Source organism: Herbaspirillum sp. NPDC087042, assembly GCF_044745245.1.
Classification (GTDB): domain Bacteria; phylum Pseudomonadota; class Gammaproteobacteria; order Burkholderiales; family Burkholderiaceae_D; genus Herbaspirillum.
In genome coordinates this window covers 1-14,187 of the sequence record NZ_JBIUZW010000004.1, presented here as the reverse complement: position 1 = coordinate 14,187, position 14,187 = coordinate 1, and the positions used below count along the sequence as shown (strand labels likewise).

Below are 14,187 nucleotides of genomic sequence, written 5' to 3'. Positions count from 1 at the left end.
CTACAGTGTGGACATGGCCATTGCCGACGTTGCGCAGACAAGCAGCGCAAGGCGGGACCAGACTTCATCCACTCCACACCTCTCCAGGGGAAATCATGACCACCGTAACCACCAACACCCGTGCCGACTACGCCGCCTTCCTGCTGCGCGTGACCATGGGCGTCTTCTTTCTGGTCCATGCCGGACTGAAGATCTTCGTCTTCACCCCGGCCGGCACCGTCGGCTTCTTCGCCTCGCTGGGCGTACCGGGCTGGTTCGCCTATCCGGTGATCCTGCTGGAAGTGGTGGGCGGCATCGCCCTGGTGCTGGGCTACTATGGCCGCTGGCTGGCCCTGCCGCTGGCCGCCGACCTGTTCGGCGCCATCGTGCTGGTGCACGGCAAGGCGGGCTTCTTCTTCACCAACCCCAAGGGTGGCTGGGAATACCTGGCACTGTGGATCGTCGGCCTGATCGCCGTGTTCCTGCTGGGTGATGGCGCCTTCGCCCTGAAGCGCGAAGAACGTCGCCAGTCCTGAACCAGGCTTTGACGCCGGGCCCCGGCCCGGCGCGTTCTCTGCCACATTCGTCTTCACAGCCGGCCCGGCCGGTCATTGCATACCGCATCAAGGAAACCATCATGTCCGACGCCCTCCACCTGCCCTCGCTGTTCGTCTCGCACGGCTCGCCCATGCTGGCCGTGGAACCCGGTCGCACCGGCCCGCTGCTGGCCGGCATCGGCCAGTCGCTGCCGCGTCCGCGCGCCATCGTGATGGTGTCGCCGCACTGGGAAACCTTCACCCCGCGCGTAGGCAACCAGAGCCGGCCGCGCGTGATCCATGACTTCGGCGGCTTCCCGCCGGCGCTCTACGATCTGGACTACCCGGCCCCCGGTGCCCCGGTGCTGGCCGAACATGTGGCGCAACTGCTGCGCGACGGGGGCCTGCCGGCGCATACCGACAGCAGCTGGGGCCTGGACCATGGTGCCTGGGTACCGCTGCGTTATCTTTATCCACAGGCTGACGTGCCGGTGATCCAGCTGTCACTGCAATCGCAGCAGCCGCCGGCCTATCACTTCCAGGTCGGCCAGCTGCTGGCGCCGCTGGCGCGCGAAGGCGTGCTGCTGATCGGCTCGGGCAGCTTCACGCACAACCTGCGCGAACTGCGTCGCAGCGAAACCGAAGGCGGCGATGCACCGCATACGCTGGAATTCCTGCAATGGTTCCTCGACCGCATGCATGCCGGCGACCTGGAAGGCCTGTTCGGCTACCGGACCACCGCCCCGCACGCGGTGCGCAGCCATCCCAGCGACGAACACCTGCTGAGCCTGTTCTTCGCCATGGGCGCAGCCGATGACTGGACCCGGCTGGTACACCTGGACAGCGGTTCGACGTATCATAGCCTGCGCATGGACGCCTTCGCCTTCGGCTCGGCCTCCAGCCAGCTGGCACAACTACCGGCCGCCGCCTGAGCCTGCGTCCCGCCCCGGGGCGGCGCCAGGACGGCGCCCTCTGGGGGAAAGACGATTTGAACAAACTGCGGGAAATCGAATGCTTCATCGCCGTGGCCGAGCTGGGCAGCTTCGTCAAGGCCGCCGACGCGCTGGGCATCTCCAAGGCTGCCGTCTCGCGTACGGTCCTGGAACTGGAAGCACGCCTGGGCTCGCGGCTCATGCAGCGGACCACGCGCCGCCTCTCCCTCACCGAAGCCGGCACACTCTACCTGGAACGCTGCAAGCAGATCGTGGCCGCCCTGGAAGAAGCCGATGACCTGCTCTCGGCAGGCGCGGCCAAACCCACGGGACTGTTGCGCATCAATGCCCCGCTGACCTTCGGGGTGCTGCACCTGGCGCCCCTGTGGCCGATGTTCATGGAGCAGCATGAAGACGTGGCGCTGGACATCACCCTGTCGGATCGCATCGTCGACATCATCGATGAAGGCTACGACATGGCCATCCGCATCGCCCGCCTGTCGGACTCCAGCCTGGTGCATCGCAAGCTCACCAGCACCAGCCTGCATGTCTGCGCCTCTCCCGCCTATCTCGACAAGCACGGCACGCCGCGCCATCCGCATGACCTGGCCCAGCACCAGACCATCAGCTACAGCTACAACCAGAGCAAGGACGAATGGCAGTTCAACGGCCCCGAAGGCCCGGTGAGCGTGCGCATCAGTTCGCGCATGCACGTCAACAACGGTGACAGCTGCGTGCAGGCGGCGCTGGGGGGCATCGGCATCACCCGCCAGCCCACCTTCATGATCGACCAGTACCTGCGCAGCGGCCAGCTGGTGCCGGTGCTGGCCGACTACACCTCGCCTGAGCTGGGCATCTACGCCGTCTATCCCAGCCGCGCGCACCTGCCGGCCAAGGTCCGGGCCATGCTGGACTTCCTCACCGGGGCATTTGAACAGGTGCACTGGAATACCTGAGCTCGCCTGCGACGGCGGCGATCTGGCCGCCCACCCGCTGGCCGCTCCTGCCGTTTGCCATCCCATTCCCGCATGCTGGCTTGAATACGACCCGAGCAAAATTTTCATCATTGCCGGCGATCGATCAGGCACTCGCTTTATCGCCCTCCACTTAAGCCTTACAACAAGCCACTTGATCGACATCAAGGTATTTCGCTCGTTTTCATGAAGGAAAATATTCGGGCAAGCGGGATTGACATGGTCTTACCAATGACTCACAGTGACCATATTACAGACTTTATGTCCACCATACGGACAACATCTGGCAGATCACAATGAGGAGATTCCCATGAGCACCACCATGCCGGCCGATTCCAGGATGACGCCCTATCAATTCCCCAATCCCAAGGAAGCGCCGCTGGAAATCGTGGTCAACCCCGCCATTCCCGAGGATGAGCGCGTCTGGGTGCCGCAGGCGGAAAACGTCTGGTTCCGTCCGCTCTGCCTGAATGTCTCGCAAGGCTACTGGACCAACCTGCTGCGCGTGCGCAAGTCCGGCGTGCTGTCGCGTCACCGCCATCCGGCACCGGTGCATGGCATGGTCCTCAAGGGCAAGTGGCGTTACCTGGAACACGACTGGATTGCCGAGCAAGGAAGCTACGTCTTCGAACCGCCCGGCGAAACCCACACCCTCTACGTCCCCGAGGAAGTGGAAGAGATGATCACCTACTTCCACATCACCGGCGTGATGTTCTACTGCGATCCCTGGGGCAAGTTCGAGGGCTATGAAGACGTCTTCACCAAGCTGGAGATGTGCCGCAAGCACTACGAAGCCGTTGGTCTGGGCGCCGACTACGTCAACCGCTTCGTGCGCTGAGGCGGCGGTCATGGCTTACCAGCAAGCACAATACGATTTGCGTGACAGCGTGGCCGTCGTCACCGGCGGCAACGGTGGCATCGGCGCGGCCATCTGCGCGCGCCTGGCGCAAGCCGGCGCCCGTGTGGTGGTCTGGGACCTGCACACCGATGCGGCCTCCCCCTATCGCCAGCAACGGGTCGATATCAGCGACGCCGCCTCCACCGACGAGGCCGTCCATACCCTGCTGGCCGAGACCGGCCGCATCGACTTCCTCGTCAACAATGCCGGCTACGCGGGTTCCACCGTACCGCTGGACCAGTACGACGTGGCCGAATGGCACCGCATCGTGCAGGTCAACCTGCTGGGCGTGTTCCACGCCTGTCGCAGCGTGGTGCCGGCCATGCGCGCCGCCGGACGCGGACGCATCGTCAACATCGCCTCGCTGGCCGGCAAGGAAGGCACGCCCAATGCATCGGCCTATAGCGCCGCCAAGGCCGGCGTACTGGCGCTGACCAAGTCGCTGGGCAAGGAGCTGGCCGAGACCGGTGTGCTGGTCAACGCCATCGCCCCGGCGGCGGTGAAGACCACGCTGCTGGAACAGATGTCGCCAGCCCATGTGCAGACCATGATCGATAAAAGCCCCATGCATCGCCTGGGGACGGTGGAAGAAGTCGCCGAGATGAGCGCCTGGCTGTGCTCGGGCTCATGCAGCTTCAACACCGGAGCAGTGTTCGATCTCTCGGGTGGCCGCGCGACCTACTGAGCCGCGACACCCGGCAGGAAAACAGGAAAGAACTCATCCGGGCAAGCGGGAATCGCAACCGGGCCAGTGTGCCCGGTTGCGCCGGAGAACAGGCAAGGACGGATCCACAACGTCCTGAAGAAGGCATTCCCGCCACAGGCTTCGGCCACCGTTAGTACAGCGAGCGCTGCGACAGACAGCGCCGGCCGCAAGCGCCAATGGCTTTGACTCATTCACTCTGGAGACACATTTCATGGAAGTACAAAAGCAAAAGAGCCCCCGGCTCAAACGCATACAGGTGGTCGCGCTCAGCTTCCTGATGCTGGCGGGCATCGTCAACTACCTGGACCGCAGCACGCTGTCCATCGCCAACCACTCGGTGAGCCAGGAACTGGGGCTGTCGGCCTCGCAGATGGGCTTGCTGCTGTCGGCCTTCTCGCTGGCCTACGCCTTCTCGCAACTGCCCATCGGCGCCATGCTCGACAAGTTCGGCGCACGCGTGATGCTGGGCGCGGGCATGTTCATCTGGTCGGTGGCGCAGCTGGCCGGCGGCTTCGTCGGTAACCTGCAGCAGTTCCTGGTGGCCCGCGTGTTCCTGGGCCTGGGCGAGGCGCCGCAGTTCCCGGCCGGTGCCAAGGTGGTCTCGGAATGGTTTGCCATGCGCGAGCGCGGCGGCCCCACCGGCATCTTCGTGGCCTCGTCCACCATCGGCCCCGCATTGGCGCCGCCCATCCTGACCATCCTGATGCTGTCCTTCGGCTGGCGCATGATGTTCGTCATCATGGGCGTGCTGGGCGTGGCGGTTTCCGTGGGCTGGTATCTGTTCTACAGAAACCGCAACGAAGTCGAACTGACCCCGTCCGAAGTGCTGTACCTGGCCGATGACAACGACAACGACCCGAACGCCAATGCCAAGCTGACCTGGGCCGAATGGAAGAGCCTCTTCAAGTACCGCACCACCTGGGGCATGCTGTTCGGCTTCATGGGCGTGATCTACATGGTGTGGCTGTACCTGACCTGGCTGCCGGCCTACCTGGAGCATGAACGCCACCTGTCGATCGCACGCACCGGCTGGGTGGTGGTGATTCCCTACATCTTCGGCACGCTCGGCATGCTCTCCTCGGGCTATATCGCCGATGGCCTGATGAAGCGCGGCATGCCCGCCATCCGCAGCCGCAAGTGGCCGATCTGCGCCGGCCTGATCGGTGCGGGTGCCTTCACCATCCCGGCCGCCTACACCCCCAGCACCACCATGGCGATCGTCTACATCTCGCTGGCCATGGCCTTCGTGAACATGGCGTCCGGTGGCGCCTGGGCACTGGTATCGGTGGCCATTCCGCGTCGCCTGGTGGCCTCGCTGGGCAGCATGCAGAACTTCGGCGGCTACCTGGGTGGCTCGCTGGCACCAGTGATCACCGGCGTGGTGGTGGACCAGACCCACTCCTTCGTCAATGCCCTGCTGATCAGCGCCGCCGTGGCCTTCGCCGCCGCCCTGGTGTACATGTTCGTGGTGGACAAGCCGATCGACTCGCAGGCCTGAGGTCTGAGGCCCGAGCCATAAACTCGCCAGAGGCCTGACCCGATGCCATCGCCCTCTTGGGTGATGGCATCCAGCCAGTCCCCTGCACTGCAGACCAAGTAAAGGAAATTCCATGAGCTTCATCCCCGACCTCTTCAAGGGCAAGACCGCGCTGGTCACCGGCGGCACGCAAGGCATAGGCGGTGCGGTCGCGCGCCACCTGGCCGCGCTCGGTGCCAAGGTCATCGCCGCCGGCCTGCCGCCCTTCGCCAACAAGGAATTCGCCGGCACCGGCGTGACCCTGGTGGAAATGAACGTGGCCAGCGAAGCGAGCGTGCGCGCCGCGCTGGCCGGCCTGGACCGGCTCGACATCCTGGTCAACTGCGCCGGCATCATCAAGCGCGGCGCCGAGCTGGAGACCGAGGTCTTCGAGCAGGTGATCGCCGTGAACCTGACCGGCACCATGCGCGTGTGCGCCGCCTCGCGCGAACTGCTGCGGCAATCCGGCGGCTGCATCGTCAATACCGCCTCCATGCTCAGCTTCTTCGGCGGCGGCCTGGTGCCGGCCTACAGCGCCAGCAAGGGCGGCATCGCCCAGCTGACCAAGTCGCTGGCCATTGCCTACGCGGCCGACGGCATCCGCGTCAATGCCGTCGCCCCCGGCTGGATCGCCACACCACTGACGCAGGCGCTGCAGGACGACCCCGCGCGCGCCGGTCCCATCCTGGCACGCACGCCGCTGGGCCGCTGGGGCCAGCCACAGGACATCGCCAATGTGGTGGCCTTCCTCTGTACCGATACGGCCTCCTTCATGACCGGCACCATCATCCCGGTCGACGGCGGCTACCTGGTGGCCTGACCGATACGATTGCATGCCATTTTCCCGCGCCTGCGGCTCCACGCCGGCGCGGGCTTTTTTACTGTGGCACTCCGCTATAATCGGCCCCGACTCTGCTTCCAACCTGCCTGCGCTCATGTCTGCCCACGATAAAAGCACCGAAGACCCGACCAAGATCGCCGGCACTGCCGCCTTCTCCAAGTTCATGGTGGTGCTGCAACTGATCGCCGACCAGGATGGCCCGCTCAACATCGCCCAACTGGCCGCCCTCTCCGGCTACCCCAGGCCCACGGTCTATCGCATCCTGGCCGCCCTCATGGCCGAAGGCATGGTGGTGGAAAACCCGCGCAGCAAGCAGTTCGAAGTCGGCCCGCGCCTGATCAATCTGGCCAGCCGTGCCTGGGACCGCAGCGACATCCGCACCACCGCCATCGAGCCCCTGCGCCAGTTGCGCGACATCACCCGCGAGACCGTCCACCTGGCCGTGCCCAGCGATCTCAGCATGGTCTACATCGAGAAACTGGAAAGCCCGCAAGCCGTGCGCATGGCCTCGCGCATCGGCACCCGCGTGACGCTCTATTCCAGCTCGGTGGGCAAGGCCTACCTGGCCGGTATCGACGAGGCCCGCCGCGAAGCCCTGATGCGCTCGCTGCACCTGGAGCGCTTCACCGAACACACCCACGGCGACCTCGACTCGCTGCGCGCCGACATCGTGCAAACCCGCAGCTGCGGCTACGCCGAGGACCGCGAAGAAAACGAGGCACAGATCCACTGCTATGGCGCCGCCATCGTCGGCCCCGATGGCGTGCCAGTGGCCTGCGTGAGCGTGAGCATTCCGCTGTTCCGGCGCCTGCCCGATCCGCAGCAAGCCTATGTCGCGCCGCTGCTGCACGCCTGCGCGACCATCTCGCGCAAGCTGGCCGGCCCGGGCTGACCAGATCCGCCCCGGCAAGCATCAATGAAGTGTTACCGGATGCTTCGCCCCCGCACAGGGGTGCGCCAGGCTGCTTAAATCTCCGCTTTATCGTTGCGGAGTACTCATGCCTGGTCCTGCCCTATCCCCCCTCCTGAAATCCCTGCTGTGCGCTGCCGGTGCTGCGCTGATGCTGACCACGGCGCTCCCGGTGGCCGCTGCGCCACTGGTGGACCTGATCGCCTCTGACATCCTGCCCATGACCGAGCAGCTCAGGAGCGATCTCAAGCTCAATGACAACCAGCAGATCCTGTGGCGCCAGACCGAGCAGAAGACGCGTGCCATCCTGGCGCAACGCCAGCAGCGCCGCGCCCACCTGCAGGAGCGCACGAATCAGGTATTGCACGCACCGGGCGGCGAGTTCCGCGACCTGGCCGCCGACTACGACCGCGACGGTGCCGCTGCCGAACAGGAAGCCCATCAGCTGCGCGAACTCTGGTTTGCGCTGGCCGATGCACTCGAAGATGGCCAGCGCAAGCAGGTCCAGGACTACATCCTGGATCGCATGCAGCGCGTGGCTGATGGCCCCGGCCGCAGTGAAGGCAGCGGCGGCCGCAGCCGTCCCTCGGGCGGGATGGGCGGCGGCAGCCACGGTGGCATGGGTGGGGGCAGCATGGGGAGCATGAGTGGCATGGGCGGCGGCAGCAACGGCGGCAGCTTCGGTGCCGACAGCGGCTTCTGATACCGCCACCGCCCCGACCGTCTCACGCTTGAAGCTTGGAGTCCGAGGCCTCAGGCCTCGGGTGGCAACTCGACCTTGTAGATCTCCCGGCCATCGGTGTTGTGCAGCGTGACGGTCAGCGTCTTCGACCTTGCATCGATCTTGCCGATACCGAAGAACTGCAACAATTCGGCCGGCGAGCGGTTCTGCTTCATGTCGGCGGGGATGCTGACGAAACGCACGTCCGGACCAAAGGTGCGGTCGATCTCGCCTGGGCCGAAGGTACCCGCATTGATCGGCCCGCCGACGAATTCCCAGAAAGGCTTGAAGTCGGTGAACTGGGCGCGCTCGGGCGCATAGTGCGTGGCCGAGGCATAGTGCACGTCGGCCGTCACCCACACCACGTTCTTGATGTCATGCTGCTTGATGAAGCGCAGCAGCTCGGCCACCTCCAGCTCGCGCCCGGAGGGCTTGCCATTGTCGGCATTGGCCCAGGCCTCGAAGGTGCCGGGCGGCACATCCGGGTTCAGGTCAGGCACCACGATGGACAGCGGCATGTCGCTGGCGATCAGCTTCCAGGTCGAGCGCGAGCGCAGCAGCGCCTGCTTGATCCAGCGCATCTGCTGCGGACCGAGGAAGTCGGCATCATGCCCGCCACGCTGGCGGTTGGGTGAATTGGCGCCACGATAGCTGCGCTCATCCAGCATGAACACCTCCAGCAGCGGGCCATGATTGAAGGCGCGATAGATGCGGAAAGGATCAGCGTTATCGATGCGGAAGGGATTGTGTTCGAACATGGCCTGGCGCGCCCGCGCGGCCAGCACATCGATGTTGCGCTCCTCGTAGCGCTTTTCCTGCGGGCCGATCACCTGGCCCGGATACCAGTTGTTGCGCACCTCGTGGTCGTCCCACTGCACCAGGAAAGGCACCTCGGCGCAGAAGCGGCGCTTGCTGGCATCCAGCATGTTGTAGGCGAAGTTGCCACGATAGTCGTCCAGCGTCTGCGCCACCTTGGACTTGGCCTCGGTGACCACGTTGCGCCACAGGCTGCCATCGTCCAGTTTCACCTCGGCCTGGATAGGACCGTCGGCATAGATCTGGTCACCGGAGTGGATGAAGAAATCAGGACGGAAGCGACGCATGCTCTCATAGACGCGATAGCCGCCCCACTGCTCGTTGATGCCCCAGCCCTGGCCGGCTTCATCGCCAGAGAAGGCAAAGGTGATATCACGCGCCAGGCCGTGCTGCTGTGCCGAGGCCGGCACCATCAGGCTGCCACTGACCGGCTCGCTGAGCGCCGACTCATGCACCAGGTCCTGGAAGCGCACGCGGTAGTAGACCCGCTGCCCCGCCGGCAGGCCGCGCAGGTCCACGCGCGCGGTGTAGTCCTCGCGTGCCAGCGCCATCGGGCCGGCGATGCGGGTGGGGTTAGCGAAGTTCTCGCTGGTGGAATACTCGACCAGCATGCGCGCATTGCGGTCGGTGCGGGCCCAGACGATGGCGCTGTCACGCGTGACGTCACCGCTCATGATGCCGCCCGGGAACTGCGGGCGCAGGCGCTCGGAAGTGACGATGGCCGGCGCGGCGGCAAAGCTGCTGGGGGTGGCGATCACGGCAGCACTGCCCACGGCGGTGGCAGCGCTGTCGCGCAGGAAACGGCGTCGGCTGCGGTCGGCTGGCGACTTCTGGTCTGGCATGGCAACTCCTGTCTAGGTGAGTGAAGCAAGGGGGGAGTTGCAATTTAGCAATCAAGTATGACCGTTCCATGAAAGGAGGATGACCCCGGCCCCACCTGGCGCCCCGGAAACGCAAAATGACGCAATTTTCATCAGATTTCGAGAAGCTGCATCTGCCGCACCAAAATGCAGCCCGACTCTTGGGCAACATTCAGCCATGCACAGAGTTCATGCAAAACACAAGCTGACAAGGCCCTGACGCACTAAAAATATCCTTACAAATCAATCCACTGAAAAATAATCCCCAAAATGGAACGGAAATTGCTTTAGAAGCAGCTTCTTATTCTTTCCTTGCACAATTTTTGGGAGATTTTTTGGTGGACGATCACAAAAACGGCGCAGACGCCCTCTTCATCCTTCTGGGGGCGATCATGATCCTGGCCATGCACGCCGGCTTTGCCTTCCTGGAACTGGGAACGGTACGCAAGAAGAACCAGGTCAATGCCCTGGTCAAGATCCTGGCCGACTTTGCGGTCTCGACCATCGTCTACTTCTTCATTGGCTACTACGTGGCCTATGGCGTGAGCTTCTTTGCCGGCGCCGAGACGCTGGCGCAGAGGAGCGGCTTCGAGCTGGTCAAGTTCTTCTTCCTGCTGACCTTTGCCGCCGCCATTCCCGCCATCATCTCGGGGGGGATTGCCGAGCGCTCCAAGTTCAATCCGCAGCTGGTGGCCACGGCCGTGCTGGTGGGCCTGGTCTATCCCTTCTTCGAAGGCATCGCCTGGAACCAGCACCTGGGCGTGCAGGCCTGGCTGGCACAGGCCTTCGGCGCCGAGTTCCATGACTTCGCCGGTTCCATCGTGGTCCACGCGGTGGGCGGCTGGATCGCCTTGCCGGCGGTACTACTGCTGGGCGCGCGCCGTGGCCGCTACAGCAAGGAAGGCGCGGTCGCCGCGCATCCGCCCTCCAACATTCCCTTCCTGGCGCTGGGCGCCTGGATCCTGACGGTGGGCTGGTTCGGCTTCAACGTGATGAGTGCACAGACACTGGACAAGATGAATGGCCTGGTGGCGATGAATTCGCTCATGGCCATGGCCGGCGGCACGCTGGTGGCGCTGGTGATGGGCCGCAACGACCCGGGCTTTGCCTACAACGGCCCGCTGGCCGGCCTGGTGGCCGTGTGCGCGGGCTCGGACCTGATGCACCCGCTGGGCGCGCTGGTCACCGGTGGCATTGCAGGCGCCATCTTCGTGTGGATGTTTACCCGCACCCAGAACAAGTGGAAGATCGACGACGTGCTGGGCGTCTGGCCGCTGCACGGCCTGTGCGGATTGTGGGGCGGCATCGCCGCCGGCATCTTCGGCCTGCAGGCGCTGGGCGGTCGTGGTGGCGTATCCTTCATGTCGCAACTGATCGGCAGCCTCATGGGCATTGCCATTGCCGCCGCCGGTGGCTGGGTGGTGTATGGCCTGCTCAAGAAGGTGGTCGGCATCCGCCTCGATCCGGAACAGGAATTCGAAGGCGCGGACCTGGCGATCCACAAGATTTCTTCTACGGCGGAGCGGGAGACCAGCTGGTAAGCTGAACATTGATAATTAACAATAAAGTCTGTATTCGGAGAATAAAGTCCGTATGAGAGCGCAAAGTCTGTAAATGAATTTGATACCCTGCTGATTTTTTTGTCGCAAAGCAGGTGTTCCAAAGCAAAAGCCACCTTCTCCGGTGGCTTTTGCTTTTGGAACAATAATTGTTGATTTGTATTGCCCCTTGATCCGAGGCCGCCTTCTTCTACCTCGGTCTGGCCCTGGGACTTCAAAAATCAAACTGGGTCAATTGCTCCCGCAAATCAACACCTCTAAATTTCGCGCCTGTTTTTGGCCGTTAACGGACCTATTCTCGCTCCAAATTCTGATTCTGCTGGTTCATGCTGCGACGGCAGCACTGCCAACTTCCTCTCTGCCTTCACACCGCTTCACAAGGCTTCACACCTCTGAACTGGCTCTTGCAGCCCTGCACAACGACACTGGGAACCAGACGAAGCACACACAGCAACGTCTCAAATCAATCACAACCCAGTGCTGCCCATTACGCAGCCATTGCCAAAAAGGAAATAAATCATGACTATCAACAACACTCGCGTCGCTTTGGTCACCGGTGCTTCTCGCGGAATTGGCGCAGCAATTGCTCGCCGCCTTGCTCGCGACGGCTTCTCCATTGTTGTGAACTATGCCGGCAGCGAAACTGCCGCGAAGAACCTGGTCGAAGAAATCGAGGAAGGCGGCGGCCGCGCAATCAGTGTGCAAGCCGACGTGTCGAGCGAAAGCGCAGTGATCAATATGTTCGACAAGGCAGAGCAAGTTTTCGGCGGCGTGGACGTCGTGGTGAACAATGCTGGCATCATGAAACAAGCCACAGTTGCAAACTTCGATCTGGCGTCGTTTGACCAGTCCATGGCTATCAACGTGCGTGGCGCGTTCCTGTGCATGCAGCAAGCCGCCCGCCGTGTCCGCGCAGGTGGTCGCATTATCAACCTTTCCACAAGCGTTACACCGCTGCGCCGTGAAACCTACGGCGTGTATTGCGCCACCAAATCCGCGGTTGAAGCGCTCACCGCTATCCTTTCCAAGGAAATGCGCGGCCGCAACGTCACCGTCAACGCCGTCGCGCCAGGTCCGACCGCCACCGAGCTCTTCCTGGATGGCAAGTCGCCCGAACTGGTGGAACAACTGGCAAAGCTGAACCCTCTGGAACGCCTTGGCACGCCAGAAGACATCGCATCGGCAGTCTCGTTCGTCGCAGGCCCTGAAGGTAGCTGGATCAACGGTCAAGTTCTGCGCTCGAACGGCGGCATGTCCTAATCGCACCAAACTCGAAGGATAAAATCATGGAAAAGAAAATCATTCTGGTTACTGGTGCCTCGAGCGGATTTGGAGCACTTAGCGCGCGCCAGTTGGCACTGGCTGGAAATACCGTATTTGCCTCGATGCGGCAAACAGCTGGTCGTAACGCAAAGAACGTTGAAGAGGCCAGGAAGTTTGCCGAGCAATGGGGCGTTGATCTGCGCACAGTAGAGCTGGATGTGCAATCGGACGAGTCGGTGGCCCTCGCAATTGCAAGCGTGATCGAGGAATGCGGGCGTGTAGACGTGATCGTGCACAACGCAGGGCATATGTCCTTTGGTCCCGCAGAAGCATTCACGCCGGAGCAATACGCCCAGCTCTACGACATCAACGTGTTGTCGACGCAACGTGTGAACCGTGCAGCGCTTCCTCACTTGCGTCGGCAGGGCCGTGGGCTTCTGCTCTGGATTTCGTCCAGTTCGGCGCGTGGCGGTACTCCCCCGTTCCTTGCGCCGTACTTCGCAGCCAAGGCCGCCATGGATTCGCTCGCGGTATCCTATGCAAGTGAACTCACCAAGTGGGGAATCGAAACCTCCATCATCGTACCTGGCGCTTTCACCAAAGGAACGAATCACTTCGCACACTCTGGCTCGCCCGATGACAAAGCGCGCAAGAGCGAGTATGAGGACGGTCCTTATGCGGGCGTCGCTCACATTGCATTGGCAGGGCTTGCCGCCCTCGAACCTGCCGATGCTGATGCAGCCGACGTCGCCAAGGCCCTAGTGGACGTGGTTAACATGCCCTACGGTAAGCGCCCCTTCCGTGTGCATATTGATCCTTCCCAGGACGGTGCAGAGGTCGTGAATGCAGTGGCAGACCGCGTTCGGCGAGAGATTTTCCGAAATATCGGTCTGACCGACCTGCTCTCGGTGGACGGCAAGCGTTGATGCAAAAAATGGCACCGGCGTTTGTAAAACGCCGGTGCCCCCGGATCGCACTAGGAAACCATGCTATCTAGCGCTTCTTTTGCGCGTCGATAGTCCAAAGTGGAAAATCCCTCTGAAAACGTAGCCAATGAGTTCGCGATCAAGTCACGTGCAGCTATTCTCTGCGTCGGTGATAGTGGGAGCTTCATCAGAGATGTGGAGCAACGCAGCATCCAACTCAGCGATGTTTGTTGCTTTGCAAGTGCAATAGCGTTCCAGAGTAGATCGTGAGCGTCACTAAGCAAATTGGTATCGCACTGGTAGAGCAGAGTTGCCTTGATCCGTAGGAGCTCTGGCATATCAAATCGATCCCCATCAGAGGTAGAGGCTGCAAGCGATTCACTGATCAGGGACAGAGCTTCCTCCGGGCGGGAAGATAGGGCGTACCCCTCGGCCAAGGCGATAGTGAAGCCCCATACAAGAATTTCCTGCTTTTCAGAGGCGAGTATCTTAAGGTGCTCTTCTAGGCGTATAACTCCATCATGAATATCGCCGCGGCGTATCCAAAGTTCTCCTTCCATGCATGCAGCAATTCTCTTGTAATGTGTTAATCCGTGCCGGCTGGTTTGATCGATCAGAGAGTTAATCGTCGCCGCTGCGGCTGCCCACTCTCCAGACTGTTGATTTGCATTGAAAACTGACCCACTTTCCCAGGAAATTTGCATCCAAAGTTGACCCATGTTTAGACCACAATCCTGCTCATCACAGCGA

14 protein-coding genes are annotated in these 14,187 nt (G+C 62.4%); 12 read left to right on the top strand and 2 right to left on the bottom strand.

The annotated features are described in order from the left end of the window. The first annotated feature begins 95 nt into the window (after window positions 1–95). From ACIPHN_RS07210 to ACIPHN_RS07170, 9 genes are all read left to right on the top strand, one after another. Window positions 96–515: a DoxX family protein gene (locus ACIPHN_RS07210; RefSeq protein WP_400434705.1), complete on the top strand. Its 420-nt coding sequence runs from the start codon at window positions 96–98 to the stop codon at window positions 513–515. Between the two features lie 101 nt (window positions 516–616). Then, the gene (locus ACIPHN_RS07205; protein ID WP_400434703.1) at window positions 617–1,447 is read left to right on the top strand and encodes a dioxygenase; all 831 of its coding nucleotides are present in this window, start codon (window positions 617–619) and stop codon (window positions 1,445–1,447) included. A gap of 56 nt (window positions 1,448–1,503) precedes the next feature. Next, on the top strand, window positions 1,504–2,403 hold the full coding sequence (locus ACIPHN_RS07200) for a LysR substrate-binding domain-containing protein (RefSeq protein WP_400434701.1): 900 nt from the start codon (window positions 1,504–1,506) through the stop codon (window positions 2,401–2,403). Between the two features lie 328 nt (window positions 2,404–2,731). Next, window positions 2,732–3,259 (top strand): 2,4'-dihydroxyacetophenone dioxygenase family protein, encoded by a 528-nt coding sequence (locus ACIPHN_RS07195; protein WP_400434699.1) that lies wholly within the window; start codon window positions 2,732–2,734, stop codon window positions 3,257–3,259. 10 nt (window positions 3,260–3,269) lie between these two features. Continuing rightward, the gene (locus ACIPHN_RS07190; RefSeq protein ID WP_400434697.1) at window positions 3,270–4,004 is read left to right on the top strand and encodes an SDR family NAD(P)-dependent oxidoreductase; all 735 of its coding nucleotides are present in this window, start codon (window positions 3,270–3,272) and stop codon (window positions 4,002–4,004) included. A 232-nt stretch (window positions 4,005–4,236) separates the two neighbouring features. Then, entirely contained in the window at window positions 4,237–5,523 is a 1,287-nt protein-coding gene (locus ACIPHN_RS07185) for an MFS transporter (protein ID WP_400434695.1), read from the top strand. 112 nt (window positions 5,524–5,635) lie between these two features. Next, window positions 5,636–6,361, top strand: a complete 726-nt coding sequence (locus tag ACIPHN_RS07180) for an SDR family NAD(P)-dependent oxidoreductase (protein WP_400434693.1) — start codon at window positions 5,636–5,638, stop codon at window positions 6,359–6,361. Window positions 6,362–6,476: 115 nt separating this feature from the next. After that, window positions 6,477–7,274, top strand: coding sequence for an IclR family transcriptional regulator (locus ACIPHN_RS07175; RefSeq protein ID WP_400434691.1), 798 nt, complete (start codon window positions 6,477–6,479; stop codon window positions 7,272–7,274). A gap of 106 nt (window positions 7,275–7,380) precedes the next feature. Next, window positions 7,381–7,995, top strand: coding sequence for a hypothetical protein (locus tag ACIPHN_RS07170; protein ID WP_400434689.1), 615 nt, complete (start codon window positions 7,381–7,383; stop codon window positions 7,993–7,995). A gap of 50 nt (window positions 7,996–8,045) precedes the next feature. Here ACIPHN_RS07170 and ACIPHN_RS07165 read toward each other — a convergent pair whose 3' ends face one another. Next, window positions 8,046–9,671, bottom strand: coding sequence for an alkaline phosphatase D family protein (locus ACIPHN_RS07165; RefSeq protein ID WP_400434687.1), 1,626 nt, complete (start codon window positions 9,669–9,671; stop codon window positions 8,046–8,048). Window positions 9,672–10,027: 356 nt separating this feature from the next. Here ACIPHN_RS07165 and ACIPHN_RS07160 point away from each other — a divergent pair, with 356 nt between their 5' ends. The 3 genes from ACIPHN_RS07160 (at window position 10,028) to ACIPHN_RS07150 (ending at window position 13,437) form a co-directional block, all read left to right on the top strand. After that, window positions 10,028–11,230 (top strand): ammonium transporter, encoded by a 1,203-nt coding sequence (locus ACIPHN_RS07160; RefSeq protein WP_400434685.1) that lies wholly within the window; start codon window positions 10,028–10,030, stop codon window positions 11,228–11,230. A 537-nt stretch (window positions 11,231–11,767) separates the two neighbouring features. Continuing rightward, window positions 11,768–12,508, top strand: coding sequence for an SDR family oxidoreductase (locus ACIPHN_RS07155; protein ID WP_400434683.1), 741 nt, complete (start codon window positions 11,768–11,770; stop codon window positions 12,506–12,508). A 26-nt stretch (window positions 12,509–12,534) separates the two neighbouring features. Continuing rightward, window positions 12,535–13,437, top strand: coding sequence for an SDR family oxidoreductase (locus ACIPHN_RS07150; RefSeq protein WP_400434681.1), 903 nt, complete (start codon window positions 12,535–12,537; stop codon window positions 13,435–13,437). Between the two features lie 50 nt (window positions 13,438–13,487). On the opposite strand, the gene ACIPHN_RS07145 is transcribed toward ACIPHN_RS07150, so the two are convergent. After that, on the bottom strand, window positions 13,488–14,187 hold a 700-nt coding region (locus ACIPHN_RS07145), incomplete at its 5' end, for a hypothetical protein (protein WP_400434679.1).

Excerpts from the sequence above, each read along its gene's own strand:
- ACIPHN_RS07210 (WP_400434705.1), top strand. The coding sequence starts at position 96 with ATGACCACCGTAACCACCAACACCCGTGCCGACTACGCCGCCTTCCTG.
- ACIPHN_RS07205 (WP_400434703.1), top strand. The coding sequence starts at position 617 with ATGTCCGACGCCCTCCACCTGCCCTCGCTGTTCGTCTCGCACGGCTCG.
- ACIPHN_RS07195 (WP_400434699.1), top strand. The coding sequence starts at position 2,732 with ATGAGCACCACCATGCCGGCCGATTCCAGGATGACGCCCTATCAATTC.
- ACIPHN_RS07190 (WP_400434697.1), top strand. The coding sequence starts at position 3,270 with ATGGCTTACCAGCAAGCACAATACGATTTGCGTGACAGCGTGGCCGTC.
- ACIPHN_RS07185 (WP_400434695.1), top strand. The coding sequence starts at position 4,237 with ATGGAAGTACAAAAGCAAAAGAGCCCCCGGCTCAAACGCATACAGGTG.
- ACIPHN_RS07180 (WP_400434693.1), top strand. The coding sequence starts at position 5,636 with ATGAGCTTCATCCCCGACCTCTTCAAGGGCAAGACCGCGCTGGTCACC.
- ACIPHN_RS07175 (WP_400434691.1), top strand. The coding sequence starts at position 6,477 with ATGTCTGCCCACGATAAAAGCACCGAAGACCCGACCAAGATCGCCGGC.
- ACIPHN_RS07170 (WP_400434689.1), top strand. The coding sequence starts at position 7,381 with ATGCCTGGTCCTGCCCTATCCCCCCTCCTGAAATCCCTGCTGTGCGCT.
- ACIPHN_RS07165 (WP_400434687.1), bottom strand. The coding sequence starts at position 9,671 with ATGCCAGACCAGAAGTCGCCAGCCGACCGCAGCCGACGCCGTTTCCTG.
- ACIPHN_RS07155 (WP_400434683.1), top strand. The coding sequence starts at position 11,768 with ATGACTATCAACAACACTCGCGTCGCTTTGGTCACCGGTGCTTCTCGC.
- ACIPHN_RS07150 (WP_400434681.1), top strand. The coding sequence starts at position 12,535 with ATGGAAAAGAAAATCATTCTGGTTACTGGTGCCTCGAGCGGATTTGGA.